Source organism: Alicyclobacillus macrosporangiidus CPP55 (genome assembly GCF_000702485.1).
Taxonomy (GTDB): domain Bacteria; phylum Bacillota; class Bacilli; order Alicyclobacillales; family Alicyclobacillaceae; genus Alicyclobacillus_H; species Alicyclobacillus_H macrosporangiidus_B.
This window is the reverse complement of sequence record NZ_JNIL01000001.1, coordinates 1,228,694-1,254,117: the sequence shown is the minus strand read 5'-3', so window position 1 is coordinate 1,254,117 and position 25,424 is coordinate 1,228,694. Positions and strand designations below refer to the sequence as shown.

Below are 25,424 nucleotides of genomic sequence, written 5' to 3'. Positions count from 1 at the left end.
AATGATTCCACGACGATGGCTTAAGTATGCAGTGCTGGTTTCAGGGTTACATATTCTCGGGATAACTTTATTGAGTTTGTCAGCTTTCAACCATCCAGCTTTATGTGGAATGGCCTTTCTGGCCTATACCTTTGGGCTCAGACATGCGTTCGATGTTGATCACATTGCGGCGATTGATAATACAGTACGCAAACTGGTTCAACAGCGTAAAGATCCGATGGGTGTAGGGTTTTTCTTTTCTTTGGGACATTCCACGGTTGTTGCATGTATGACAGTAGTCGCTGTTTTCGCTGTGCACTTTGCACAGCGGCAGATACCGCAGGTTCAAAGTATTGGTGGAATTATCGGTACCGCGATTTCCGGTACGTTCCTACTTGTCATCGGGGGCATCAATCTATTCCTTTTCGCAGATATTTATCGCTTATTCGTGCGAATGCGAGAAAGAGCCTATCAAGATCCGGAGCTAGAGGAAGTTCTGCTTTCACGTGGATTTTGGGTACGATTCGTGAAGCCACTTCTAAAACTAATCACTAAAAGCTGGCATGTTTATCCCGTTGGTTTCTTATTCGGCTTAGGGTTCGATACAGCAAGCGAAGTGGCCTTATTGGCTATTTCTGCAGAGGCTGCAAGAAATTCGGTTCCATTGGCTGGAATTCTAGCGTTGCCCATTCTCTTTGCCTCTGGGATGAGCTTGATGGATACAGCGGACGGGATTTTCATGACGACTGCTTACAAGTGGGCTTTATCCACTCCTATCAGGAAGGTTTATTACAACCTGTCTGTGACGGGCCTTGGCGTATTGGCTGCACTGATTATCGGGCTCATTGAACTAGCTCAGGTACTGATACCCGAACTCGGTCTTCACAATGGAGTTTGGGAGTGGATTCAAGGATTCAGTTTCGGTGCCCTGGGTTACATACTGGTCCTTCTGTTTGTCCTGGTATATGGCATTTCGTTTTGTTTATGGAGATTATTTCGCATCGAACAAAGCTAGAGTCAGATTCCCTAGTATACGTAAGTGAACCCCGAGTTGGATGGGTCGAGTCAGCCCTGTAGCGATAGACTTGGAATGCTGTAGTGGATGCAGCTTCCCGGACTTATTTACAGGCATGCGTCGCGGGATTTTATGACCGTCAATTATCGAACGCGGGTGAGAAGGAAAGGTCTGATCGGCAATTCAGTTTCAGGTTTTCTGGTTCACGGGTTACAGTGAGTGATGTTCATTTGACTGGAACAGAGTGTTTGTAGAGTCAGTTTTAGACCAAGGCAGCTTGCAACTAATACCGTAGCATTTCACATAGTAGAGAATGAAAATTGCAATAGAACCCAGCACAAAATTCAGACCGTTTTCGGTGGTCATCACCATTTTTCTTGCGATTGCGAAAGAAACTATATCTATCACAAGATATGGATCTCGATGAATCAACATTAACACGATTTCTAGGCCGATGATGTACACCAGAGCTTGGTCGAGAAAGATTTCGAACGTCGAAGTGTTTGTTCCCAATGTCGGTATTGCAAATACCATGCGCACTGCCTGCAAGACGATCCCGCAGATGAGAAGTCCGCATAGGGCGACCTCCAGAACTCTCACGATTTTCAATGATAGATCTTTGATCTTTTGCTCATGAATTTTCATGATTGATTTAGGAACACCCCTCCCAGACGAAAGTCTGTATCAAACAGGCGCTCTATTTGATACGTTGTTATATAACTGACATTATATGCGGAACACGGTGTTTGTGTACCGTCTAAATCGCTGTATTGTGCCGTCAATTTGAAATTTGTAGTGGTCCCAAGTGACGCACTGCGCGAGGGATGGCTGTACACGGGGGACATCGGGAAGTTGGATGAGGAAGGCTATCTTTACTTTCTCGGCAGGAAGAAAGAGATGATCAAGTGTTCCGGGTACAGTGTGTTCCCAGAGGAAGTGGAACGGATGCTCCTGCGCCACCCCGCGGTGGAGGCGGCGGCGGTCATCGGGGTGCCGGATCCGGTGCGTGGAGAATCAGTGAAAGCGTTCATCGTCCTCAACGAGGAGCATCGCGGCCGCGTGGCGGAGGAAGAGATCATCGCATGGAGCCGGGAACGGATGGCCAACTACAAGTATCCGCGTTACGTCGAGTTCCGGGAGTCCTTGCCCGCCACCGGCACCGGAAAACTGCTCCGGCGCATCCTGGCCGAGGAGGAACGAGCCAAGCAGACACAGTAGAACTGGGGAAGAATACGTATGCACAAGGGACAGGCGATGGTGTCATCGAAAGAGGTAGCGAGACTTGCGGGGGTATCCCAGGCGACGGTGTCGCGTGTTCTGAACAATCCCACCGGCGTACGGCAGGAGACGCGGGAGAAAGTACTCAAGGCGATGGAGCAGTTGCACTACAAGCCGAACCTGATTGCCCGCAGCCTCATCACCAAGAGCACCAAACTGGTGGCTTTGATTTCCGGTTCACTCAGCAACGGATATTGTGTCGAGACAACGGATTCCATCGTCCAGCTCCTGATGAGACACGGCTATAAGACTATCGTGTTTTTTGAGGGCACGGCGAATTTGAAGGATATATTAGACTCGGTGCTCAGTAATCGGGTGGACGGCATACTCATGTCATCCATCAAACTGGAAGAACCGTTGTTTGACGGGATTTTGGCCAGCGGAATCCCGTACGTGTTTTTCAACCGCCGTCCACGCACCGGTGGCAACTATGTGGTATTGGACAATGAGTTGGCCGGGAGGCTGATTGCGCAACACCTGCTCGACTTGGGGCACGAGCGCGTCGCGTACGTGTCGGGGCCTGCCAACATTTCTACTTTTCTGGAGCGATTCACCGGATTCAAGACGGCAATGGAAGTGGCAGGGGCGGTGCTCGATTCGGAGATGGTTATGGAAGTCGACGCCTCGTCGCCGGAGGAGGTGGAAAAAGCCACTTGGAAGTTGCTGAATCGGGACACACCGCCCTCCGCTGTGGTGTACGCGACCGATGCGATGGCTTTGATTGGCATGGACGTCGCCATGTCGATGGGGTATCGCATTCCGGAGGACGTGAGCGTAGCAGGGATGGATGACATCAAAATGGCGGCGCATGCAGCGATTCAGCTCACCACCGTGCGCCACCACCGGTTCACGATGGGCGAGATCGCGGCGGAAATGTTGATAGACATGATGGAAAAATGCGAGCTGGCGCAGTCTCCCCGCCAGATTGTTTTAAAACCGGAGTTGGTGGTGAGAAAGACGACCGCTCGTCGACGGTTGTGAACCGTTGCAGGAAGGTAGGGATGCACGGAAGGAATACGTATGCAAACGGACTTCGCAATGCACAACACGACGCCTGCATCAAGAAAATTGGAACGACAAAATTGGAACGACGAGTTTTTGGATTCAACGAACCCGTGTAAGGAGGACGAGGACGTGATCAACACCGTGATGGTGGTCGGAGCGGGATTAATGGGCTCGGGGATTGCTCAAGTCGCCGCCCGGGCCGGGTTCGATGTCATTCTTGTGGATCGGACGGAGGCAGACCTGGAACGCAGCAGGCGACAAATTGAAAAGAGCGTCGCTTCAATGGTGAAGAGGGGCTCCTACAGCGAGGACGAGCGAGAGGCATTGTTCAGCCGCATTCGCCCAACGACGCGGTTGGAGGAAGGTGCCTCGGCGGATCTCGTCATTGAAGCGATTCCAGAGAAGCTGGATCTGAAACAGGCGATGTTCCGCCGATTGGACGAGGTGGTCAAGCGAGAGGCGGTATTGGCGAGCAACACGTCGTCTCTGTCGATCGCGGCCATCGGATCGGTCACCGGGAGACCGGAACAGGTGGTCGGGATGCACTTTTTCAGCCCTGTTCCGATCATGAAGCTGTTGGAGATTGTTCGCGGCATCCACACGTCCGAGGAAACAGTAAGAACAGCACAGGCTGTGGGCGCACGCCTGGGGAAAGAGACGGTGATTGCTAAGGATTATCCCGGTTTCATGGTCAACCGCTTGTTGGTTCCAATGATGAATGAGGCAGTCTATCTCGTCATGGAGGGCAACGATCCCGAGGAGGTAGACCGAGCCATGACGCTCGGCGCCAATCACCCGATTGGCCCGCTGCGATTGATTGACCAGTGCGGATTGGACGTGACCCTGTTCACCCTGGAGAGCCTCTACGAAGGGTTTGGCGATTCCAAGCACCGTCCCTGCCCCCTGCTGCGGCGGATGGTGGAGGCGGGCATGCTGGGGAAAAAGTCGGGACGCGGGTTTTATGTCTACGATCAGGCGTGAGTCCGTATCGCTTTCGCGGTCACGACTCAGGTTATTCAACCAGGAAGCGGGGGATGAGTGCCGGTGGCTTTGAGCAGCGGTCAGTTACGCATTCGTCAGGAGGCGGCGGAATTCGCCCGGTCGGTGGTAGCCCCAACAGCTAACCAGATCGACCGGACTGCGGCCGATCCCTGGAATCGTGAGATCCCCAAGGATGTCTCGCCAGCGCACGGCATCCCCTCGATGTTCGAGGCATACATCCAACAGGCGAACCTCATCGCTGGTGCTGAGGTTCATCCCCGTGATCGGTGAGCAGTTCGAGCGGTTTTCTCGCATTGCCCGCGCCCGCGGTAAGTCGGCGGCCCGGCCGGGACGGGTGCGTGCGCGCGACAACCCGGTCTTCGCGATCCCGATACTGGTCGCCCTCTTCCAACTGGCCGAGGACCTGTCCGCTGGCGATGGAGGCGCGCGGCTATGACCGCTTCGGAAAACGGCCTACCCGCTTTCAGCCCGCCCCCTCGTCGTCGCGCCGCGAGTGGGTGGCGGTGAGCAGCAGCGCGGTGCTCACCGCGGTGCTCGGATGGATGCGCTGGGCGGGTGGGTGAAGCTCGGGCGATCCGTGAAAGACGACGAGGCCTTCCATATCAATGCCAAGACGATGTATGGCAGACGCGTCCATAATGCACCCTGAAGGCAAATGGACAGGAGGGGTGCATCCATGACGGTTCGCCATCGCAAGGCATATTTGATGGCTTCCATTGCTTCCATCTCAGTTTCACTGCTCATTGCGGGTTGTGGGCAGCAGGCGACAAACAATGCAGCCATCACACGAACCAACCAAAGCGCCGGAGTTGCAACGGGTGCCTTGCCAAACGTCGTACAGGTGGTCCATACACGTTATGACGCCTCGACGAAGACCGCCGTTTTGTACGTGCGGGATCGTGGCACGAGAATCGCGGATGAGCGTTTTGCAAAACTGGGGGGAACACCTGCCGCAGGACCTCAAGACGTAGTCGATACTGGCTCTGTTGATGGTGTGGTGAACTATGCGACAACCCGATATGCTAATCAGCCAGTTCACAGTGTGAAAGTGATTGATGTTTCGCAACAAAGAACGCAAACGGCGAGGACATATTCCGTACCAAGTGACTTATATCGCACATCACATTCCGACGCCGTGAATGCCGTGCCTTCAGAAATGAGCGGGTTCGCCATGGGCGCGCCGAGTGCTAGCGCCATTCCGATTCCTCCGCCTGGCGTATCGATTGACCGCTCCATCACTCCGGTTGCAGGCATCCATGCCCCCATCGTGCAGAAGGAAAATGCTGTACTCTCCGTCGCACAAAGCAAGCTCGGAACATCCTATATCTGGGGACATAATGAGGATAGGGGTCAATATGGATTCGACTGCAGCAATTTTACGGCGTATGTGTACCACCACGCACTCGGTTACAAAATGACCACCATGAGCAGGGGACAGTACCTCAGTGTCGGTGTGATCGTGCCCAAGAGTCAAATGCGGCCAGGGGACCTCCTGGTTTTCAACCAAGGAGGGCACGTCGGCATTTACGCAGGAAATGGACAAGCCATCCAGTGCGGAGGCGGACTGGCCAAAGTCGGATACCTGAAGGTGACGCCGGGGACCTATTGGGGCAATCACCTCACTGTGGTCAAGCGGATGTTTTGAAATCGCGCTACATTTGAATCGCGCTTTGACGCGATGTGCCGCCCCTTTCATGATCGGTTTTTTCGGGTTAGAGCGGTGGCGAAGGGAGGTCGAGTGGCCGATTGTGGAGAAACCCGGTTTTTGGGCCGATTTCATCCCCGGTCTGTGCCGCTCGCGGCATTCCCGTGCAACAAGTTTCGCTACTGGCTTGCAAATCTGACTGCAAATCTAAAATAAGAGGCAAGGACGGGCTTGAAATCTTCACGGACGGAGATCGAATCATTCTGCGGAAGTATGAGCCAGGTTGCGTCTTTTGCAACGAGACGGAGGATATCACAGAGTTTTCGGAGGAGCCTTTCTACGTCACACTTTGGACACAAACGGTGAAATCACCACTTGACGGTCCTGAATTTGTCATCATGATGAATCGCCAAGTAACGATTCCTGTCACTCTAGTTATTCTTATCCTCCATGATAATTAATAATAATCCAGTAAATAATGTACCTTGCGAGTGGTATCACTCATTTGTGTTCTGTTGCTCTTTAATTTTAATGACAACACCCACAACCGCAAGCATGTTCGTTTCCACGTGCTTCTTGGACGGCTTCCCAACCTTCTTTGACAACGAAGTAGACCAACGCCAAGGCAGCGATTGAATCAACCCACCACCAGCCGAACAATGCGGTCAAGACCACGCCACCTAGAACTGTCCAAGCCATATAAGCACAGACGATACTGCACGCCCCGTCTGAGCGTAACGCCTTACTGCCAATTTCAGAACCAATCCGTTTTTTGGCACGGGACAGATAAGGCATGATGATACCCGAAGCAATCGCTAAGCTGATACCAACATAACTTGATTCCGCCCCTTGATGCGTCCACAGCTTATCAACGGAAGCCAGCACAATGTATACCGCTAACAACAGCAAAGCAATCCCAACAACCCATGATGACACCTTTTCCGCCTGTTTTACCCGTGCCAGGCTTACCCTGTTCGTTTCAATCGTCAATCTCCAGAGTAAAAACCCACCCGCAATAAGTTCGATTATGCTGTCTGCACCGAAGGCGACCAAGGATAAAGAATGAGCAATGATGCCCGAACCAATCGCGACCCCTGCTTCAATGATCATCCAAACAACCGAAATAAGCTCAATGATGACACCTTTTTTCACGGAAGCGGCGTGTGAAGACATGGGATTCACTCTCCCAGATTAGTGATGATGATCATGGATACCATCGTTTTTGCAAAGTAACGATTCATCGTGCAGATGCGTGGGATCTTCGGTTTGGATGGTCACATGACCAATACCTAAATGAGCAAGTTTGTGTTCCACGCCCTGCAACAGTTTTTGGGTCTCTTCCACGGTCATCTTGCCATCGACAACCACATGGCAGGACAACGCGTTTCGTCCGCTCGTAATCGTCCAAACGTGCAAGTCGTGTACATGCTGAATTCCCTTTACGGATTAAATCGCAGCCACGACATTAGGAATTTCAACGCCCGCAGGTGTGTCTTCCATCAATATGCTGACCGTTTGTTTGACAATCCGCCAAGCGCCGAAGGCAATGAGTAATGCGATGAGAACGCTTAGAATCGGGTCAATGACGTACCAGTGTGTGAACGCGATGATAATTCCGCCCACAATAACCCCAGCGGATGCGGCAGCGTCTCCAAGCATATGCAGGACGGCACTTTTCACGTTGAGGTTTTCTTCGTGGCGCATCCCCAAGCCAAGATACAAGTTCATCGCCAAACCCACGCCTGCACTGATAAACATCCAAGCTGGCGCGACATGTTCGGGGTGCAGAACGCGGTTGTACGCCTCCCATAAAATACAGAGGGTAATCAAAATCAATGTGATGCCGTTAATGAAAGCCGCCAAAATACCAGCCCGATAGTACCCAAACGTCATGCCTTCACTGGCGGGCTTCTCCGCTTGCTTCATGGCATACCAGGACAGTCCAATGGCTGCAATATCGGTGAGTACATGTCCCGCATCTGATAAGAGTGCCAAACTGCGCGAAAGCCAGCCACCCACGACTTCCACGATAAGAATAATCAAAGTCAAGAAAAACGCGAGTTTCATTTTCCCTGCTGGGGCATGAGCATGGAATACATCTCCATGGTCATGCCCATGGTCGTGATTATGTCCACTCATTCGTTATTTCCTTTTTCATTACTGACATGAAACGAATGGTCGATCGCCATTTGCAGCAGTCCTATTGTGTGGGCATCGTCATGGCGGTAATATACTGTGTTTCCATCCCTGCGGTTCTTCACCAATCGTAATGCCCGCAAATAACGCAATTGGTGCGATACCGCGGATTGGGTCATTCCGAGTATCTCAGCGAGATCGCATACACACAATTCACGTTTGGATAAGTTGTGTAAGATACGAATCCGTGTAGGGTCAGCGAGTGCCTTGAACGTCAAGGACAAACGTTCCACTACAGAGTCAGGGAGTTGTTCTGTACAATCGTTGACCGCCTCTTGGTGAACGGTATCACAACACGCTTCTTGGTTAATATCTAACATTGACGCCACCTCTATATGATCAATTACTCACATGTTCATTATATACTCAACCACGTAAAATCGTGCCTCCAAAAATCAAATTCACTTGTCGCGTGAGATGACCATAGACACCGCAAGTTAAAAGCGTTCGCTTATCGTATGTTGATTGAATTCCTGGGTATCGAGGAGTACCATTGTCGAGCTTTGGGCTAAAGTGAGATGGTAAAGGAAAACGTCCCATTAGTCGGGACGTTTTGTCAGTTCATCAGATAGCAACAGCGTTACATGTTCGAATGGTTTTTATCGCGTGGTCCGCGATTCTTCATTCCCGATCTCCGTAGGTACTTTCGCGCGAGTGCTTTGCACCCTACCAGTAAAACTATAGCGACTCCCCCGAGTAACAATTCACCAGGTTCCAATTGGACTTCCCCTCGCTCATTGACTACACTTGCACGACTAGAGTACCTAGCACACCTAGTCCGTATGCCACTATACCTACAATAATTCCAGCTGCTGTCATTTCCAGTCCGCTGGACCACCAGCTGCGTGCAGTAACAAGACTCTTTGCTGCTCCGACCGCGAAGTGCGCAAGAATGCTAACCGTGGCTGCCAGAATCATTGCGACAGGCCCGTGCAAGAAGAAGAACGGTACGAGTGGGACGATTCCACCCACAAATGTGGAAATGCTTCCGACCAGGGCGGACATCGAAGGATTGCCCGCAGATTCTTCGGTGATGCCAAGTTCTTCTTGCGCCATGGTCTTCACGAACAGGTCTGTATCTTTGGCAACGTGTCTTGCCAGTTTGTGCGACTCTTCTTCTGAGAATCCTTTGAGTTGATAGAGCAGGACAAGTTCTTCGAATTCGTGCTCAGGCTCCTCAAGAATTTCGCGTCGTTCATGGGCAATTTCTCTCTGTTGTAACTCTGTCTCGGATTTTGTCGCCAACCAGGCACCCGCCCCCATCGAAAGCGTGCTTGCGAGAGCACCAAAAAATCCACTGATGAGCACGGTCTGGCTATTTGCCGTATAACCGGCAACACCTGCGATAATCCCGAAGATGGCGCCCAAACCGTCATTTATTCCGTAAATCGCGTCTCCAATCCATCCACCTGTACGAGTCTTATGCCATCTCTCTTGTTTCCAGATCCGTTCAATCGACTCGGATATGGCCGAAACAGGGGAAATGCGGTCTCCAACAATGTCTGAGTTCATGAGACAACCTCCTTAATTGTCTCCGTTCACGCATCAGAACGGTAACGAACCGCCAAACGACAGGTACAGGAGCAGAACATTTAGAGATAGAATGACCACGGCGCAGAGTGTTGCGGTGACTGTTACAATTCGCTTGTTGACGAGAACCCCCATGATATCGCGCCGTCTTGTGAAGTAAATCAGAGAGATGATTGGCATTGGCAACACCAAGCTCAGGACGACTTGACTGATGACCAGCGTCCGTGTGGGATCAATGCCGAGTGCAACAATGATCACGGTCGGTAACATCGTAATCACGCGCCTGAGCCACAACGGGATGGTGAAGCCGACAAAACCTTGCATGATGACCTGCCCTGCCATCGTGCCGACTGCTGAACTTGAGATACCGGAAGCCAAAAGCGAAACAAGAAACACGGCTGCGGAAGCTGCACCAAGGAGAGGAGTCAGGGTTTGATAAGCGGAAGCGATATCCGCAACTTGAGTTTGACCAGACCCATGAAATGCGGAAGCTGCCATGAACATCATGGACAGGTTAATCAGCCCCGCAAGGCTCATTGCAATCACGACTTCCTTTGTGTGAAACCGGAAGATGCTGCGCTTTTCTTCGTCATTACGCGGAACCACGCGATTTTGCGTCAGACTTGAATGCAAGTACACCGCATGCGGCATGACCGTTGCACCGATGACACCTACGCACAACAACACTGCATCACTGTTTCCCAGCCAGGGCACAACGCTGTGATATGCAATTTGGCTGAATTGCGGTTTTGCGATCACGGTCTCTATGACGTAACAAGCCGCAATGACTAAAACAAAGGATGCGATGAACTTCTCCAACGGTCGGAACCCCAAGCGCTCAAGGGTAAGAATGAGGTAAGTTGTCACGCCTGTCAGGACTGTCGCGATCAGCATTGGAATGTGAAACAATAGATTTAACGCGAGGGTTGCACCCAGGAATTCGGCAATGTCCGTTGCCATGGCAGCTACTTCAGAGAACGCCCACATGATGTAAGACAACCATCTGGGGCAATATGCTCGGCACATTTCTGGGAGGTTCTTGCCCGTCGCAATCCCCAACTTGGCGGACATGTTTTGGATTAACATCGCCATCAAGTTCGCCAAGATCACAACCCACAACAGGTTGTATCCGAATTCGGAGCCACTTTGAATGTTGGTTGCGTAGTTTCCTGGGTCCATATACGCCACTGAAGCGATGAATGCGGGTCCGAGGAATGGCAAGAGAGCCCGCAATCCCTTTCTCTGCTGAGAGATTGCCGCGCGCGCGGCAATGACAGCTTTGCTTTCCTTCCCCAGTTGTAAAGACGGTGTATTCACCGTAGACACCACCTTCTCGTGATATTGAATGTTTCCCGTGTAAAAAGGAGTTTCTCCAGAGAAACAATTTTAGCCTAAGGAAACTTTTACGTCGCTATTATACAACAATTCAGGTCGAAAGATGCATGTCCACAAAAAATTGCCCTTGGAAAGTGTTTAATGCAGCTTCCCCGTGCCGTACCGGCAGGTCATCGTCCTGCGTGTGATTCAGGACCGGCCGGTGCGGGAAGTGGCGGAACTCCTTGGCTGGCCGGAGGTCAGGGTCCGTGTGACCCTGCACCGAGCCATCAAGAAACTGCAGAAGGCGTTCTTTGAAGCAGATGAACGAAGCCCCAAGCCTCGTGAAGGAAGGGAATCCAGATGGACTTGAAGGCAAATTCAGGAGAGGATGAGACGCCTCGCGCAAGTGCAGATGCCGGCTTTTCTACCCTTCGGGAATCGAAATTGTTGTCTCCTGGTTTTCGAAGCAGGTTCGATTTGGTGTGCGCCTGCACGCTGAAGACCGGGCAAGACGTGGCTGTACGTGTCCAATATAATTTGGACGGTCACGTGGCCGACCACTCAAAAACGTCCACACGCATCAGGGCGTTGTCACGGCCGGCAGACGTGGCGGGACACTACCTGTCGGTACCGGGGGAATCGATCGCCGCGATGGTGTTCACAACATCCAACGATCCGCAGGACTCGGCGTCGCGGTACGCGGTACAACATCACACGGACGGGGTATCGGTTGAATGCCCTGTGAACTCGGCCCTGGCAAGTGCAGCACAGCCCGATCTCCATCAGCAGGGCACCCAAAAGCCGGAACGCAGACTCCCGGTTCGGGAAGGTCCGTATCCGGGTGTCACAGAATTTGGGAAAAGTGGGTTCGGCGTGTCGCGAGGACTTGACTGCGATGGTTCACGTGGAAGTGTGAGGATTAGCCGGTGCCCCCACTGGGTGGCGGGCTTTTTGTTTTCACGAAGGATAAACTAGAATAGAAAGACTTCGCTGTCGAAGCACTGACGAACCAACAGTCACAACGCGTTCAACCCCAAGTGAACGGGTGCGGAAGACCGAACAGGTGCTTTGGGAGGATGAGAAAGTGGAAGAAAGGTTGCAACGAGTTCTCGCTGACATCGACAAGCGGCAAGCGGAACTGATCGCTTTGCTCGACCGATTGGTCTCTTTTCCCACCGTAAGTCCGCCGGCACGGAACACGGTGGAGGCGCAGATGTTTTTGGCTAGCCTCTTACAACAAAATGGATTCCAGACAGATCTTTGGGAGGTGTACCCGAACGACTTCAATCTTGTCGGGGTACACAAAGGTACCGATTCAGAGAACCACCGCAGTTTGATCATCAACGGTCACATCGACGTGGCAGAAGTGGGTGATGACCGCGTGTGGAGCGTTCCGCCTTTTCGCGTAACACGCCATGGTGAGCGGCTGTTGGGACGAGGCGTATCCGATATGAAAGGAGGTTTGGCCGGGGCGCTGTTTGCCATTCAGTTACTCAAGGAGTATGGCGTGGAGTGGAAAGGCGATCTGATTTTTCAATCGGTCATCGGTGAAGAGGCGGGCGAGGCAGGTACGCAGGCATGTATCGAACGGGGTTATACGGCCGACTTGGCGCTGGTGGTCGATTCGAGTGAATTGCACATTCAAGGACAAGGTGGTGTGATCACCGGTTGGATTGTGATCGAAAGCCCGCAAACGTTCCACGACGGCATTCGCTCGAAAATGATTCATGCTGGTGGCAAGGTGTACGGAGCCAGCGCGATTGAAAAGATGATGAAAGTCATCGCCAGCCTGCAGGAGTTGGAGCGCCATTGGGCAGTTACCAAGTCGTATCCGGGCTTTCCGGCGGGGATGAATACGATCAATCCGGCGGTGATTGAGGGTGGGCGCAACGCCGCGTTTGTTGCGGACCGTTGTGCTTTATGGATCACAGTACATTTTTATCCGGACGAAGACTATCAGCAAGTCGTGCAGGAAATTGAGGAACATGTGCTGGCGGCAGCCAAGGCTGACCCATGGCTGCGCAACAATCTACCGAAGTTCCGCTGGGGCGGGAAGTCGATGATTGAGGAGCGCGGTGAGATTTTTCCGTCACTGGCCATTGACCCTGAACAGGCCGGAGTGCAAATGCTTGCGGAAATGCATCGTTCGGTGCTAGGCACAGCGCCCGTGATTGATATGTCTGGCACGGTAACGGACGCCGGATGGTTCGGCAGGGCCGGGATTGAGACGATGATTTACGGGCCGGGCGATTTGAAAAATGCGCATGCTGTGGATGAAAGCATCGCGCTCACCGAGCTGCTCGATTTTACCAAGGTCATTGCCAAAATGATCGCGCACTGGTGCAATACGCCAACGACGTAAGTGGGGTCCCGTCCTACTTCCGGGAACCCAGTTGGAGCGACGCATTACCGAATGTCGAAAAATCATTCGGACACGGCTCCGCTTGAAACTTTCATGCCCGAATGGTCACGTGCGTACCAATCGGTACCAGACTCGCCAACTGGAGCACATCTTCATTGTACATTCTAATGCAGCCTTTCGAGACCAGTTTTCCAATCGACCCCGGATTGTTCGTTCCGTGTATCCCGTAGCCACGCCTGGACAACCCCATCCAATACGCGCCGTACGGCCCGCCCGGATTCGGCGCCTTATTGATGATCCAGTACTCGCCCTCCGGAGTGCGTGTAAGTATTTTCCCGATTCCCACCAGAAACCCGCGTACAACCTTGTCGTCCTCGAGCAGATACAGATGCCGATCCGATAAATCAACAATAATCCGCCGCCTTGGCATGCGATTCACCTCTTGCCACAGCGTATGCGCGAGGAGTGTGCTGTCGCGTGCGGATTCAGGCGGCGGATTTCTTATGCGTTATACCCAGTCATGTCCAACCAATGGGAAACTGTCGGACTTTCTCTTTGCCTGAATCCGTGACAAGCAGGTGTAAAAACTACTGAAGCACTTGTGATTTGTCGTGTAGAATCGGGATCGTTGGGATGTCCGTTCCCTTCAATCCCCCTTCACCTCAGAGGTGAACCCCCTTGCGCTTTATCATCGAAGAATCCGACGAAGTCATTGTCACACATTCTGGAATGACCCTTGTCGGTTTATTGCTGGACAAAACCACTCTCGGTGAACGCCTGAATCGGACTCGCCTGTCAGGCATGGGAAAACCAGACATTTCAAACCGAGATGTGGCGTACTCATACATCGGCCTGCTTTGTCAAGGCAAGACGGACTTTGACCACATCGAAGCCTTTCGTGATGACGAGTTTTTCACGATCGCACTACAGATGGACAGCGTGCCTTCGAGCCCAACGCTGCGCCAGCGTTTGGATATGGCCGCCGGAAAGGCCGGCTGGGAGAGTATTTTACTCGAAGAGTCCGCAAACCTCTTGAGAACCCTGAATGTTACACTGCATCCGATTGTGCTGGGTGAGTCATCGAAACGCCGGGCTTACATTCCCCTGGACCTTGACGTGAGCCCATTTGATAACTCGGGAACGAAAAAAGAAGGCGTCTCCCGCACGTACAAAGGCCACGATGGATACGCCCCAATCTTTGCTTACCTCGGCCAAGAGGGCTATGTGGTCAATGTTCAGCTGCGTGAAGGCAGTACCCATGTTCAAAAGGATACAGCGGCCTTCTTGCGCAAGAGTATTCAGTACGCAAAGCAGATTTCAGCCCTTCCGCTGCTCGTTCGCATGGATGCCGGAAATGACAGTGCAGAAAACCTTGCCGTGTGTCGTTCTCAGGACAGCAGGGCCGAGTTCATTATCAAACGGAATCTGCGAAAGGAAAGCCCCCAGGCCTGGCTCGTGACCGCCCAGCAGCACGGTGTATGCCACGAACCTCGGCCAGGCAAGAAAGTGTATCACGGTTCGCTGATGTGCCCGGTCAAGGGCCTGTCGGAACCAGTTCGGATGGTATTCGAAGTCATCGAACGGACCACCATGGCCGACGGGCAAACCCTGTTGGTCCCAGACATCGAGGTCGACGCCTACTGGACCTCACTGCCCGACGACCCAGATGTGATCATTCGTCTGTACCATGACCACGCCGTGATGGAACAGTTCCACAGCGAAATCAAGACGGATCTGGACGCTGAACGGTTACCGTCAGGCAAGTTCGCAACCAACAACCTGGTACTGCATTTTGTATGCATGGCTTACAACTTGCTGAGGGTGATTGGCCAGGAAAGCCTAAAACGCAACGATGCACCTCTGCGTAAGAAGGCAGAACGTCGTCGTATCCGGACGGTGATTCAGAACTTGATGACCTTGGCTGCGAAACTAGTCCGACATGCCAGGCAGAGCAAACTGAAGTTGGGGCATGGGAACCGATGGTTCCCTGTGTTTCGCCGTTTGTATTTGACCTTCGTATAACATGTGCCGTCTTGTGGCCTGGGAACAAAGCCTGACGATGAACAGGCCGGGGAAGTTATTCGCTTCTGCGGGAACTGGCGTTCCCTTACGGTTGAATTCGATGGAATCGCTCCACGCACCAATGCAGTCGCAGCCCGTTCGATGCAAGATAAACGCCGCATGAGTGCTCGACAGGTACCCTGTCACGGATTCAGGTCTTTGAATTTACGCTCTGCAATCGGAATTATAGTTAAGATTTGGATGACCCCTGTTTCAATACGTCAATGATTTGGCTTTCGCTCATACCCTCGTGAAAGGTGTACACCCCGGGTTTGATATTTCGATCAACGCCCGACTTCTTCAAGGCCATGTCAAACTCTGTGGCATCACTCACCAGGTGTTGAGATTCCAGGAACTTTGAGAGCTCAGACAGAGCCATGCCTCTTGACAGGGTAAACGTGATCGTGCGCGGCTCAGACTGTTGAACCCGCGAGGACAAAGACGCCCCATCCGTGGTATCGTCGTTGCCCGCAGCTTGCGCTGAATGGATTGACGTCACTTGTTGCGGAGCGGGAGCAACCGGCTGTGTGGCTGGATGGTGGACTGCGTAGCCCAGAACTGCCGCAACGAGCACTCCCCCCGCGTAGGCCGTGCGGCGGAACCACACAGAACGAAAAAGCGTACGAGGGTAAATGGCAACAACGGATTGAACGTGCCATTCGCCACTTCGACATGTCAGTCGGATATCCACAAAGTATCCCATGCACTCCCCACGTACATAGAACACCAGTATTTCATCATTCCAAACTTCTGTTGCAATGATCTCGCCTCGCACAATGGCCTTCCACATTCTGCTGAGCGACCGTTCGTCATCGGGAAATCGACTTCCGACCGTTTTTAGGTGCGGTGTGATTTCGCGGATAAACACCTGGTGTGTAAACTCAGGCAGACCGATGTCTTCAATGGCACGGCTGAACGACTTATACACAACCGATTGAATTAACGGGTTTGAACTGTAGGACGTTTCTTCTTGCATGATCTTTCACCTTGTCTTTCTATGTACATGGAAGTATAGAAGGAATTTTAATCCATCTGAATCAAGAAGGCATTCTACTTCGCGGAATGACGCGCGCATTACTCATAAACTTCGTCCCCCCAACCGTCATTTTGGGGGTACAGGACACATCACGTCCGTGTTCCGTTTCACAAGCCGTGTACTGGTACCAAACGGAATATGGCCGGATGGAAAACCTATGAGGGAAGTAAACCGGTTTGTTGAAACTTTCCGCCGAGAAACGACCGGAAGGCAGTTGATTCGCAGCTACGTCAAGTCCTCAATGTCGAGACAGTATGTGAAATCTAGCTTGCTTAACACTTGACGCTATGAAGCTGTGACAGCAACCAGTCTAGCGTAACAAATCAGGGTCGTGGCAGCAGCGTTCGAGGTGTAAAACGGTACAGTACAATCGGTGCCGGCTACATCCCATGTGTGCGCTCTGGTGATGCGCTCCGGGTTTTCTGTGGCGGTGACCATGGTATCCAGAACGGAATGACGCGCGGCTCGAATCGGGTCGTGCCGCGCGCATCCGGCTGTTGGGCATATCCGCATGGACTCGGGAAATGCCTTTCAAAACAATCTCGATCACGCGCTTGGACGCTGGATTACGCTTCGCAGCTGGCCACGTGGATCTGTTCCAGTACAGACTCCGCCATCCGTTCTGCCTCAATCAGGCAGAGTTGGTGAATGACCGCGAGATCGTGCGGAGACAAGAATTGGATGACCTTGTCACATCCGTGCGTGCACGGAATGGTGAGCGGGGTGTCGCACGACGCCGCCGGGATCACGCGCGTGAAGTAGTGTTCGTACCACTGTAGGCGGATCAACCAGACCACCCTTCCCTCGCTGGAGTACTTTATTCTTACATTATGGACATGGTGCGCGAAAAACTACCCTGAATCGGATGCCTTCGGTGACGACACGGATGAGTGGAGCCCGATACTGGATGAACGTTTAGGCTGGGTGGACACATAGAGTGGGAAAAAACGTGGAGGGAGAAGCATGGAATCATTGCATTGGGGTTCATTCGCGTACCACACGTACGGGAAAGACTTCAAAGACAGGAACATGTTTATTTCCCAATTGCAGAACGCCATCAATGGCGAGGCGACCACGATCGAGTTTTATGAAGTTTTGGGCGGAATGGCACCCGCTCGTTATCGTGATTTTGTAACCCACGCCAGGGAGGACGAGATGGTTCACCTCCGCATGTTCCGCAGATTGTACCGTCGACTCACGGGACACGAACCGTCTGTGCAGGCGCGGGCGACACAGTTCTCTTCGTACAAAGAAGGACTGGAACTTGCGTTCCGCGGTGAATTGGATGCAGCGGAGCTGTACCGAGACATGTATTTGAGCACTCGGGTGCCAAAGATTCGAGACATCCTGTTCAGAACCATGACGGATGAAATGGAGCACGCCCAACGATTCAACTTCTTGTACGGTCTGTCTTGAACTGCCGCCCAGGCCGAGTCAGGGTTTGCTGAAAACGCACGCGGCGCCGTGTCCCCCCTACCATGTCCGTAGAATGAGCGCTTGTCCAGGGCAGTCGCCTTACATCAGCGGAGCCGTTACTGGGTTGCGGTTCATCGAACCGGCTGCCGAGAGCAGATTGCCCACCTCGGGGACGTGGGTTACAATGAAGTTGGCCATAGCTTCCACGAGCCGGGGTGGCGGAATCGGCAGACGCAGCGGACTTAAAATCCGCTGGGGGTATCCCCGTACGGGTTCGAGTCCCGTTCCCGGCACCAAGCAGGGCGCGGCTTCTCGGGTTTTCCGAGGAGCCGCGTCTTAGCGTGAAACACCCGACTGCAAACAAATTGAAAACCTTAAGGAGTCGTGGTCCTTGAAGGCTTGTCCGCGGAGCAAACGCTCCTCCGCTTGAGGTGCCCGGCGGGACGTATCGAACGGAGCGCGACGACAGCGGTTTTTCACCGCGTTGCTGCTCGCGATAGAACGTCTACAGATGCACCTCCCACCGTACGATCAACAGGTGGTAGGTGTTCAAAGGGCAACTTGTTCTTCACGGCACACAAGGTATCTACCGTAGCGAGTTCGTCGTTCATACCCTGCTCAGTATGCTCCTATCCCAGCACAGCACCATATGCACCGCCACCTGCGTAACCGCCGTAACCAGGAACCAGCAGAAGGAACGGAACAAAGAGGATCAGGAATACAGTCGCCCGTGGGTATATGCGCCAAAGAATCCACCATTGGACACTTATGAGAGCGTCCCTCGGGATTTCTGTCTAAGCGTCATGAATGTGTTAGAGGCTCACCACCAGCCCCACGGACCGATTGCCGCGAGCGCAAGAAAAGGCAGGAAGAAAAATGGAAAAAAGGCTTGTCTGACGTCATCTGTAGGCTGAGGCATGTTTTGAAGCAAATCCAAGTTTGCAGCATTGACGTCTGTTTCACTCACTAAACGGGGGATTCCGCCACCTACCCGACGCAGGTAAATTCCATCACCGGTTACCGTATGCAGAATTCCGTAGTGCGTTACACCAGTCCTCGTGCGAGCGACGACGGGCTGTCCAATAAACGGCATGCAGTGAGTACGAGTAATCACAGTCTTACCCCCTAATGGATGTGTAGTGAAGAGATCCCAGAGCAAACTCTGGGACCTCACACTCGTTACTTAGCATGCGCCAGTGCCGTATCCTGCTCCTGCTGCATACCCAGCACCAATGCCAGGAACTAACAGGAAGAACAACACGAAGATGATGAGAAACACGACCGCCCATCGAGTGAAGCCACCAAACACGCCTCCATCGTACATGGACAAGCACCCCCTTCCCGTCGCATGCTGTTAGGGTACGCATGCTTGACGGCATCCGATAAAGGCATTTGCCCTACGTCAAACGCGCAATTGAGACCAACACAACCCGCCGAAGCGAGCTAAACCCGACGGAATCACAAGCACCCGATTCGGAGGGATCACCAGGCAAGAGAAATCGAAGACGATCCATGTTCCATTCGTCCAGATGGACACCTTTCATGATGTCTCTCGGTGATCAGGTTTTATTCGATCTGCCATTCACGAAACGAATTTGGCAGACCACGGAAGGGTGCTCCTTTGGCCGTACATCGGACAGATTCCCCCGTTTGGTATACTGAACGAGGAACAAGCTGGGAGAGGGGAGTCCGTACACGTGGCAGAAACGGTGACGACGCGGTTCGAAGTGCGATGGGGCGAGTGCGATCCCGCTGGAATTGTGTATCATCCCGCCTACATCGATTGGTTTTCCGTGGCCCGGATGCATTTTTTGCGTGAGAACGGGGTCTCTTACATGGAGACGTTTCATGACCAGGGCATCGTCCTGGTGGTGATCGACGTCCAGTGCCGGTATTTGAAGACCTTGCGCGCAGAGGACCTGGCGGATGTCGAAGCCCGTTTGGAGGTATGCACGAAGACGCGGCTGGCGCTGCGCTATCGGGTGGTCAACGAAGCCGGAGAGCTGTGTGCGGAAGGGCGCACCGAACACGCCTTTGTCGATATGGAGACGAACCGGGCCGTGAACCTCGCCAAGCGGGCACCCGCCTTGTGGGCGATCTTGCAGAACTTGCCGGTCGCCGGCGCCTGATGGCTGGAACGGATTGGCCTGTGTTGCGGAGCCCAAAGATCAGGCCGGCTTCCGCCTCTGTCCGGCGCGACTCCAGGATCCGCACATACTGTAGATCGAGGCGGAGTCGACATGGGCACTTGGTGCAAATCCCCATCTTTTTGAGGGGCGTAGCGTATTGACTTCGAATAGGACCGCGTGCTAATATGAGCTAGTCCCGATTGAGCGGCTGTAGCTCAGAGGGAGAGCACCACCTTGACACGGTGGGGGCCACAGGTTCGATTCCTGTCAGCCGCACCAAGTGAACCGCCGACGCGCAACAGCGTCGGCCTTTTGCATTTTGAGGTCCAGTTGGGCGAACACCGGACAAACCAGGGTGTGAGCGGTACCGAACATCCACATGTGCGGATGTGGATGGATGTGATTGGATGCTCGGTATAACCAATTAGACATCCGCCCCATACTGTCAGTAGATGCGAATTCCGGAAGGACTGATGACCGTGCGCATCGCTACGCTTGAGACCGAGCTTGCGTCGGCGTCTTTGGCGCAGAAACTGGCAGATGCGGGATGGACGGTGAAGGTCGATGCGGATCGTCCAAGCCGGATCCTGTTGAAGTGGGACGACGGCTTGGAGGATTCGACGGCGACTGTTGCGGATCTGCTCACTGGATTCATCCTGACAGACTGGCTGTATGAGTATATTCACCGCCGTGTGGGGGTGCTCCATCCTTATCTGGACACAGAACAGCAGGAGTACGTGGCGCTCTTGGTCTTGCACGGCCTGCGGCACAAGGAAACGGCAACGGGCGGCTGGACCTGGGATCAGTGGCGGTCGCGATTAGGTCGCACCTTCGGTGAGGTCTTGGGCAGGGCGACGGCGGAATCGATTCATGTGTCCGTGGATGGAATCCTCCGTTTCCGGGCGCGTGGGCTCATGCGCGCTGCAGAAGCGTCCATCGACGAGGTGGTACGGCAGTTCCTCACCGATCAGGAATACGAGGAATTCGTCGACATGCTGCGCTACATCCTCGACGCGCAGTCTCCTTCTCAGCAGGTGCTGCACGTCTTCTGCAGCGACGAACGCATCTGGTTGTGCGACGAGGAAGGGAACCTGGTGCGGGATCGGGAAGTGTCGGCCGCCGCGGTGCAGGCATCGGAAGGGGAGGACGTCAACGCCGAGGATTTGGCGATGAGTATTCTCATCACTCGGGCGCCATGCCGGATCATCCTGCACGACCTCACCCGGTCGGCGCCCTGGCCCACCTTCGCGGAGACGGTGGAGCGGGTGTTCCAGGACCGAGTCCGGCGCTGCGACAACTGCTCGACATGCGCGGAACTGCGGGCTCACTTGGACGATCCCGCCTTTGCACGGGGAGAGTTCCCGCCCGCGATGCCCAACCTGTACGATTGATGGGGGACCTCCGCTGGGGCCTGGAGTTGACACACAAGAAGACGTTCGATATATTGAATGTCAATGAAAACGTCACAAGGATACGGCGATGCGGAAAGACGCCGGCGGGCGAATCCCGTTCCAGAGAGGGGAAGCCACGGGCTGAAAGCTCCCCACGCGGATGCGCGCCAGGTACCACTTTCCAAGCAGCCGCCGGGGATGGTCGGTTCCGGCGACACGCCGGGCAGGCAGGAAACGGCGGCCGGGGCGCACGTTATACGCACCAAGAGGGCAGCTCGAAGAGAGCTGCTGAATTTGGGTGGAACCACGGGAACCAAGCGTTCTCGTCCCATGCGGGACGGGGGCGCTTTTTTATTGATGCTGTCACAGGGCAGAGAGGAGAGGAACAGATGACCACATACGCCGTTCGGTTGAAAGACGGGTCAGAGCGGGTGTACGACGCGGGAACATCGTTCGCAGACATCGCGGCGTCCATTAGCCAAGGGCTCGCCCGGGAGGCGGTGGCGGCAAAGGTGAACGGCCGCGTGGTGGACCTGTCGCGCACCCTGGAATCGGATGCGGAGGTGGAAATCCTCACGTTGAAAGACCCGGAAGGGGTCGATGTGATGCGCCACACCTGCGCCCACGTCATGGCGCAAGCGGTGGCCCGGGTGTTTCCAGGGACGAAGTTCGCCATCGGGCCGGTGATTGAGAACGGGTTTTACTATGACTTCGCGGATCATGTCTTCACGCCGGAGGACCTGCCGGTCATCGAAGAGGAGATGCGCCGAATCATCCGCGAGGATCTGCCGATTATCCGCGAGGTGTTGACCCGGGAGGAAGCGCTGGCGCTGTTCTCGGAGCGCGGGGATCGGTTCAAGGTCGAGATCATCCACGACTTGCCCGAGTCGGAGGTAATCACCGTGTACCGCCAGGGCGAGTTCGTCGATCTCTGCCGCGGCCCGCATCTGCCTTCCACCGGCCGCATCAAGGTGTTCAAACTGATGTCCATCGCAGGTGCCTACTGGCGGGGAGATGCGTCGCGGGAGCAGCTGACGCGCATCTACGCCGTGGCGTTCGCCAAGCAGGCGGAGTTGGATGAACACCTGCGCCGCCTGGAGGAGGCCAAGCAGCGGGACCACCGGCGCCTCGGGAAGGAACTGGGCATCTTCATGCTGTCGAAGGATGTGGGACAGGGCCTGCCCCTGTGGCTGCCCAACGGGGCCAAGGTGAGGCGGGTGATCGAGCGGTACATCGTCGACCTCGAGGAAAGCCTCGGGTACCATCACGTGTACACACCGCATTTGGCGAACGTGGAGCTGTACAAGATCTCCGGGCACTGGGATCATTACAAGGACGACATGTACCCGCCGATGGAGATGGACAACGAGCAGTTGGTGCTCCGGCCGATGAATTGCCCGCACCACATGATGATCTACAAGTCGGAGATGCGCAGCTACCGCGATCTGCCGCTACGGGTGGCCGAACTCGGGATGATGCACCGGTACGAGATGTCCGGCGCCCTGGCGGGCCTGCAGCGGGTGCGGGCGATGACGCTGAACGACGCGCACATCTTCTGCCGGCCGGATCAGATCCAGGAGGAGTTCAGCCGGGTGGTGCAGCTGATTCAGCGGGTGTATAAGGACTTTGGCATCACCGAGTACTACCACCGGCTGTCTTACCGCGATCCGTCGGACACCGAGAAATACGTGCAGAACGACGAGATGTGGAACAAGGCGGAGACCATGTTGCGCCAGGCGATGGATGACCTCGGTCTGGACTACGTGATCGCTCCGGGCGAGGCGGCCTTCTATGGGCCGAAGCTGGACGTGCAGGTCCGCACGGCGCTCGGCAAGGACGAGACGCTGTCGACAGTGCAACTGGACTTCCACCTGCCGAACCGGTTTGAGCTGGAGTATATCGGTGAGGACGGCAAGCCGCATCGCCCGGTCGTCATTCACCGCGGCGTCGTGGGCACCATGGAGCGGTTCGTCGCGTTCCTGCTCGAGCAGTACAAGGGCGCGTTCCCGGCCTGGCTGGCACCTGTGCAGGCGCGGGTGGCCACCGTCAACGAGGCGTACGAGGCGTACGCGAACGAAGTGTCGGGGATGTTGCGCAACGCGGGCTTCCGGGTGGAGGTGGACGCGCGGCCGGAGAAAATCGGCTACAAGATCCGGGAGGCGCAGGTGCACAAGATCCCATACACGCTGGTGGTCGGCGAGAAAGAGGCGGCGGCGCGAACGGTCAGCGTCCGCCGGTACGGCCAGGGAGACCTGGGTCAGATGTCGCTGGAGTCCTTCCTCGCCCGGCTGCGCGACGAGGTGGACAGCAAGCAGCTGTTGGTGGAAGCCTGACCAGGTCTATGGGCACGTCTGCGCGAGGGCTGAGCGGGCATCGTCCCGCCGGGCCCTTGACGCGCCGTACCAGGCGGGGTAGAATGATCGTGTTTCAGCCTGGAGAATCGCATAGGGACGAAGTAGAAGCGTCCGGCTTCTCACCTGGTGGGCTTGGGCCGACGGGTCAGTGCAGCATCGAAACAGGGGAGTTTTGTGTTTCGTACACAGAGCACGAGGTGAGGCGCGGATTGCACGGTCCGCGCTTTTTACATGCTCATCGCGTCCGCCGGCGGCCGTTCGGCCAGGCGGCCGACCCGAGACCTGCGGCACGCCGTGCCGTCCTGCGAATCGAACGGGACTTTGGAGGTGACAGAGTATCAAAGAGGATTTTCAAGTCAACGACGGGATCCGCGCGCGGGAGGTCCGTGTGATCGACGTGGATGGCGCCCAGCTGGGCATCATGAACATCCGCGACGCCCGCCGCATCGCCGAGGAGAAGAACCTCGACCTGGTCAATGTGGCGCCGACGGCCAAGCCGCCTGTGTGCCGCATCATGGACTACGGCAAGTTCAAGTACGAGCAGAGCAAGAAAGAGAAGGAAGCGCGCAAGAACCAGAAGGTGACTCTGCTCAAAGAAGTGCGGATGACGCCGAACATCGAGGATCACGACTTCCAGGTCAAGCTGAGGAATGTGGTCAAGTTTCTCCAAGACGGGGACAAAGTGAAGGTGAGCGTCCGCTTCCGCGGCCGCGAGATCACGCATGCGTCCCTTGGCCAGCAGCTTTTGTTGAAACTGGCCGACGGTGTGGCGGAGTACGGCGCCGTGGAGCGCGCCCCGCGTCTGGAAGGGCGGAGCATGATCATGATCCTGGCGCCGAAAGCCTCGTCGTGATTCCGTCGGGGGCTTGAGGTGCGCGCTCGCGCACGCATTTCAGTGCACGATACAGAAACGGAGGAACATCCGATGCCAAAGATGAAGACCCACAGCAGTCTGTCCAAGCGCGTCAAACGGACGGCTTCCGGCAAGCTGAAGCGCGCGCATGCATTCGCGTACCACAAGGCCGAGCACAAGAGCCCTGCCCGCAAGCGCCGCCTGCGCGGCACGACGCTCGTGTCGAAGAGCGACCAGAAGCGCATTAAGCAGTTGCTGGCCTATTTGAAGTAAATCGGCGCCGAGCCCGCTGAGACGTACGACCCGCCGTTGCGGACGGGCGGGATGACAAAAGGAGGAAGTTGAACCATGGCACGTGTCAAAGGCGGCGTCGTGACGCGCCGTAAACATAAAAAGATCTTGAAGTTGGCCCGCGGCTACCGTGGGTCCAAGCACCGGCTGTACCGCACGGCGAAGCAGCAGGTGTGGAAGTCTTACATGTACGCGTATCGCGACCGGCGCGCCCGGAAGCGGGATTTCCGCCGCCTGTGGATCCAGCGCATCAATGCGGCGGCGCGCCTGAACGGGCTGTCGTACAGCCGGTTCATGCACGGACTGAAGTTGGCCGGTGTGGAGGTCAACCGCAAGATGTTAGCCGATCTGGCCGTGGCTGACAGCAAGGCGTTTGCGGAGTTGGCCAACGTGGCAAAACAGAAACTGCAGGCGTGACGAGGCACTGGTGGTCTCGAAGGGGTCCGGCCCGCGCGGCCGGGCCCTTTTGTATCCGGTGCGCATGGGCGTTTTTCTGCGAAGAGACTGGGATGCGGCGCGGAGCGGCTTGCGCAGCAGAAGCGGAGCGCCGCATCCCAGTCGATA

The 25,424-nt window shown here is 54.8% G+C and carries 27 protein-coding genes, 2 tRNA genes and 1 pseudogene; 19 read left to right on the top strand and 11 right to left on the bottom strand.

Translation table 11 applies throughout. From position 1 onward, the window contains the following. The first annotated feature begins 1 nt into the window (after nucleotide 1). On the top strand, nucleotides 2-994 hold the full coding sequence (locus tag N687_RS0106470; protein ID WP_029421081.1) for a HoxN/HupN/NixA family nickel/cobalt transporter: 993 nt from the start codon (nucleotides 2-4) through the stop codon (nucleotides 992-994). A 210-nt stretch (nucleotides 995-1,204) separates the two neighbouring features. Here N687_RS0106470 and N687_RS0106465 read toward each other — a convergent pair whose 3' ends face one another. After that, nucleotides 1,205-1,639 (bottom strand): hypothetical protein, encoded by a 435-nt coding sequence (locus N687_RS0106465; protein ID WP_029421080.1) that lies wholly within the window; start codon nucleotides 1,637-1,639, stop codon nucleotides 1,205-1,207. 159 nt (nucleotides 1,640-1,798) lie between these two features. Here N687_RS0106465 and N687_RS0106460 point away from each other — a divergent pair. From N687_RS0106460 to N687_RS24695, 6 genes and pseudogenes are all read left to right on the top strand, one after another. Further along, a pseudogene (locus N687_RS0106460) lies at nucleotides 1,799-2,212 on the top strand (AMP-binding enzyme); the annotation flags it as partial. Between the two features lie 18 nt (nucleotides 2,213-2,230). After that, nucleotides 2,231-3,253, top strand: a complete 1,023-nt coding sequence (locus tag N687_RS0106455; protein ID WP_051663007.1) for a LacI family DNA-binding transcriptional regulator — start codon at nucleotides 2,231-2,233, stop codon at nucleotides 3,251-3,253. A 168-nt stretch (nucleotides 3,254-3,421) separates the two neighbouring features. Continuing rightward, nucleotides 3,422-4,258: a 3-hydroxyacyl-CoA dehydrogenase family protein gene (locus N687_RS0106450; protein ID WP_029421077.1), complete on the top strand. Its 837-nt coding sequence runs from the start codon at nucleotides 3,422-3,424 to the stop codon at nucleotides 4,256-4,258. A 63-nt stretch (nucleotides 4,259-4,321) separates the two neighbouring features. Beyond that, a complete protein-coding gene (locus N687_RS0106445) occupies nucleotides 4,322-4,549 on the top strand; it encodes a hypothetical protein (protein WP_029421076.1) in 228 nt (75 codons plus the stop codon). Between the two features lie 68 nt (nucleotides 4,550-4,617). Continuing rightward, nucleotides 4,618-4,842, top strand: coding sequence for a hypothetical protein (locus N687_RS24350; RefSeq protein WP_197029217.1), 225 nt, complete (start codon nucleotides 4,618-4,620; stop codon nucleotides 4,840-4,842). A 113-nt stretch (nucleotides 4,843-4,955) separates the two neighbouring features. Continuing rightward, the gene (locus N687_RS24695) at nucleotides 4,956-5,924 is read left to right on the top strand and encodes a C40 family peptidase (protein WP_231493416.1); all 969 of its coding nucleotides are present in this window, start codon (nucleotides 4,956-4,958) and stop codon (nucleotides 5,922-5,924) included. 528 nt (nucleotides 5,925-6,452) lie between these two features. On the opposite strand, the gene N687_RS0106425 is transcribed toward N687_RS24695, so the two are convergent. The 6 genes from N687_RS0106425 to N687_RS0106410 form a co-directional block, all read right to left on the bottom strand. Continuing rightward, the gene (locus N687_RS0106425) at nucleotides 6,453-7,097 is read right to left on the bottom strand and encodes a cation diffusion facilitator family transporter (protein ID WP_029421074.1); all 645 of its coding nucleotides are present in this window, start codon (nucleotides 7,095-7,097) and stop codon (nucleotides 6,453-6,455) included. An 18-nt stretch (nucleotides 7,098-7,115) separates the two neighbouring features. Then, nucleotides 7,116-7,358, bottom strand: a complete 243-nt coding sequence (locus N687_RS24685; protein ID WP_269320516.1) for a hypothetical protein — start codon at nucleotides 7,356-7,358, stop codon at nucleotides 7,116-7,118. A gap of 12 nt (nucleotides 7,359-7,370) precedes the next feature. Next, complete coding sequence (locus N687_RS20760) at nucleotides 7,371-8,063, bottom strand: cation diffusion facilitator family transporter (protein ID WP_231493414.1); 693 nt, start codon at nucleotides 8,061-8,063, stop codon at nucleotides 7,371-7,373. Next, nucleotides 8,060-8,440 carry an ArsR/SmtB family transcription factor gene (locus tag N687_RS22910; RefSeq protein WP_081841201.1) on the bottom strand — a complete coding sequence of 127 codons (381 nt, stop codon included), beginning with the start codon at nucleotides 8,438-8,440 and terminating at the stop codon, nucleotides 8,060-8,062. Before N687_RS22910 ends, N687_RS20760 begins: the two co-directional genes overlap by 4 nt. A gap of 421 nt (nucleotides 8,441-8,861) precedes the next feature. Then, nucleotides 8,862-9,632: a VIT1/CCC1 transporter family protein gene (locus N687_RS0106415; protein WP_231493413.1), complete on the bottom strand. Its 771-nt coding sequence runs from the start codon at nucleotides 9,630-9,632 to the stop codon at nucleotides 8,862-8,864. A 33-nt stretch (nucleotides 9,633-9,665) separates the two neighbouring features. Then, nucleotides 9,666-10,976 (bottom strand): Nramp family divalent metal transporter, encoded by a 1,311-nt coding sequence (locus N687_RS0106410; protein WP_419670122.1) that lies wholly within the window; start codon nucleotides 10,974-10,976, stop codon nucleotides 9,666-9,668. Nucleotides 10,977-11,139: 163 nt separating this feature from the next. On the opposite strand from N687_RS0106410, the gene N687_RS0106405 reads away from it, so the two are divergent. Next, nucleotides 11,140-11,337, top strand: a complete 198-nt coding sequence (locus tag N687_RS0106405) for a sigma factor-like helix-turn-helix DNA-binding protein (RefSeq protein ID WP_029421071.1) — start codon at nucleotides 11,140-11,142, stop codon at nucleotides 11,335-11,337. A 714-nt stretch (nucleotides 11,338-12,051) separates the two neighbouring features. Next, a complete protein-coding gene (locus N687_RS0106400) occupies nucleotides 12,052-13,329 on the top strand; it encodes an acetylornithine deacetylase (RefSeq protein WP_035462085.1) in 1,278 nt (425 codons plus the stop codon). 91 nt (nucleotides 13,330-13,420) lie between these two features. Here the strand turns inward: N687_RS0106400 and N687_RS0106395 are convergent, their stop codons facing one another. Continuing rightward, on the bottom strand, nucleotides 13,421-13,759 hold the full coding sequence (locus N687_RS0106395) for a L,D-transpeptidase (RefSeq protein ID WP_029421069.1): 339 nt from the start codon (nucleotides 13,757-13,759) through the stop codon (nucleotides 13,421-13,423). A gap of 248 nt (nucleotides 13,760-14,007) precedes the next feature. Here N687_RS0106395 and N687_RS0106390 point away from each other — a divergent pair, with 248 nt between their 5' ends. Further along, nucleotides 14,008-15,351, top strand: a complete 1,344-nt coding sequence (locus tag N687_RS0106390; RefSeq protein WP_029419949.1) for an IS1380 family transposase — start codon at nucleotides 14,008-14,010, stop codon at nucleotides 15,349-15,351. A gap of 229 nt (nucleotides 15,352-15,580) precedes the next feature. Here N687_RS0106390 and N687_RS0106385 read toward each other — a convergent pair whose 3' ends face one another. Then, a complete protein-coding gene (locus N687_RS0106385) occupies nucleotides 15,581-16,366 on the bottom strand; it encodes an endolytic transglycosylase MltG (protein ID WP_029421068.1) in 786 nt (261 codons plus the stop codon). A gap of 626 nt (nucleotides 16,367-16,992) precedes the next feature. Next, complete coding sequence (locus tag N687_RS0106380) at nucleotides 16,993-17,223, bottom strand: hypothetical protein (protein ID WP_029421067.1); 231 nt, start codon at nucleotides 17,221-17,223, stop codon at nucleotides 16,993-16,995. A gap of 166 nt (nucleotides 17,224-17,389) precedes the next feature. Here N687_RS0106380 and N687_RS0106375 point away from each other — a divergent pair, with 166 nt between their 5' ends. Both N687_RS0106375 and N687_RS0106370 read left to right on the top strand, forming a co-directional pair. Then, on the top strand, nucleotides 17,390-17,842 hold the full coding sequence (locus N687_RS0106375; protein WP_035462083.1) for a ferritin family protein: 453 nt from the start codon (nucleotides 17,390-17,392) through the stop codon (nucleotides 17,840-17,842). A gap of 209 nt (nucleotides 17,843-18,051) precedes the next feature. Next, nucleotides 18,052-18,138, top strand: a tRNA-Leu gene (locus N687_RS0106370). Between the two features lie 524 nt (nucleotides 18,139-18,662). On the opposite strand, the gene N687_RS23760 is transcribed toward N687_RS0106370, so the two are convergent. Further along, entirely contained in the window at nucleotides 18,663-18,956 is a 294-nt protein-coding gene (locus N687_RS23760; RefSeq protein WP_156040063.1) for a hypothetical protein, read from the bottom strand. 583 nt (nucleotides 18,957-19,539) lie between these two features. On the opposite strand from N687_RS23760, the gene N687_RS0106360 reads away from it, so the two are divergent. The 7 genes from N687_RS0106360 (at nucleotide 19,540) to rplT (ending at nucleotide 25,277) form a co-directional block, all read left to right on the top strand. Then, entirely contained in the window at nucleotides 19,540-19,971 is a 432-nt protein-coding gene (locus N687_RS0106360) for an acyl-CoA thioesterase (protein ID WP_029421065.1), read from the top strand. 204 nt (nucleotides 19,972-20,175) lie between these two features. Further along, a tRNA-Val gene (locus N687_RS0106355) sits at nucleotides 20,176-20,250 on the top strand. A gap of 200 nt (nucleotides 20,251-20,450) precedes the next feature. Continuing rightward, nucleotides 20,451-21,362: a sporulation protein YtxC gene (gene ytxC / locus N687_RS0106350; RefSeq protein ID WP_029421064.1), complete on the top strand. Its 912-nt coding sequence runs from the start codon at nucleotides 20,451-20,453 to the stop codon at nucleotides 21,360-21,362. A 389-nt stretch (nucleotides 21,363-21,751) separates the two neighbouring features. Next, on the top strand, nucleotides 21,752-23,695 hold the full coding sequence (thrS, locus tag N687_RS0106345; RefSeq protein ID WP_029421063.1) for a threonine--tRNA ligase: 1,944 nt from the start codon (nucleotides 21,752-21,754) through the stop codon (nucleotides 23,693-23,695). A gap of 358 nt (nucleotides 23,696-24,053) precedes the next feature. Beyond that, complete coding sequence (gene infC / locus N687_RS0106340) at nucleotides 24,054-24,569, top strand: translation initiation factor IF-3 (RefSeq protein WP_074951900.1); 516 nt, start codon at nucleotides 24,054-24,056, stop codon at nucleotides 24,567-24,569. 72 nt (nucleotides 24,570-24,641) lie between these two features. Beyond that, complete coding sequence (gene rpmI / locus N687_RS0106335; protein WP_029421061.1) at nucleotides 24,642-24,842, top strand: 50S ribosomal protein L35; 201 nt, start codon at nucleotides 24,642-24,644, stop codon at nucleotides 24,840-24,842. Nucleotides 24,843-24,917: 75 nt separating this feature from the next. Beyond that, nucleotides 24,918-25,277, top strand: a complete 360-nt coding sequence (gene rplT / locus N687_RS0106330) for a 50S ribosomal protein L20 (protein WP_029421060.1) — start codon at nucleotides 24,918-24,920, stop codon at nucleotides 25,275-25,277. Nucleotides 25,278-25,424 lie beyond the last annotated feature (147 nt).

Excerpts from the sequence above, each read along its gene's own strand:
- N687_RS0106425 (WP_029421074.1), bottom strand. The coding sequence starts at position 7,097 with ATGTCTTCACACGCCGCTTCCGTGAAAAAAGGTGTCATCATTGAGCTT.
- rplT (WP_029421060.1), top strand. The coding sequence starts at position 24,918 with ATGGCACGTGTCAAAGGCGGCGTCGTGACGCGCCGTAAACATAAAAAG.
- thrS (WP_029421063.1), top strand. The coding sequence starts at position 21,752 with ATGACCACATACGCCGTTCGGTTGAAAGACGGGTCAGAGCGGGTGTAC.
- N687_RS0106450 (WP_029421077.1), top strand. The coding sequence starts at position 3,422 with ATGGTGGTCGGAGCGGGATTAATGGGCTCGGGGATTGCTCAAGTCGCC.
- N687_RS0106385 (WP_029421068.1), bottom strand. The coding sequence starts at position 16,366 with ATGCAAGAAGAAACGTCCTACAGTTCAAACCCGTTAATTCAATCGGTT.
- N687_RS0106455 (WP_051663007.1), top strand. The coding sequence starts at position 2,231 with ATGCACAAGGGACAGGCGATGGTGTCATCGAAAGAGGTAGCGAGACTT.
- N687_RS0106395 (WP_029421069.1), bottom strand. The coding sequence starts at position 13,759 with ATGCCAAGGCGGCGGATTATTGTTGATTTATCGGATCGGCATCTGTAT.
- N687_RS22910 (WP_081841201.1), bottom strand. The coding sequence starts at position 8,440 with ATGTTAGATATTAACCAAGAAGCGTGTTGTGATACCGTTCACCAAGAG.
- N687_RS24695 (WP_231493416.1), top strand. The coding sequence starts at position 4,956 with ATGACGGTTCGCCATCGCAAGGCATATTTGATGGCTTCCATTGCTTCC.
- N687_RS0106465 (WP_029421080.1), bottom strand. The coding sequence starts at position 1,639 with ATGAAAATTCATGAGCAAAAGATCAAAGATCTATCATTGAAAATCGTG.
- N687_RS0106415 (WP_231493413.1), bottom strand. The coding sequence starts at position 9,632 with ATGAACTCAGACATTGTTGGAGACCGCATTTCCCCTGTTTCGGCCATA.
- rpmI (WP_029421061.1), top strand. The coding sequence starts at position 24,642 with ATGCCAAAGATGAAGACCCACAGCAGTCTGTCCAAGCGCGTCAAACGG.
- N687_RS20760 (WP_231493414.1), bottom strand. The coding sequence starts at position 8,063 with ATGAGTGGACATAATCACGACCATGGGCATGACCATGGAGATGTATTC.
- N687_RS0106470 (WP_029421081.1), top strand. The coding sequence starts at position 2 with ATGATTCCACGACGATGGCTTAAGTATGCAGTGCTGGTTTCAGGGTTA.
- N687_RS0106375 (WP_035462083.1), top strand. The coding sequence starts at position 17,390 with ATGGAATCATTGCATTGGGGTTCATTCGCGTACCACACGTACGGGAAA.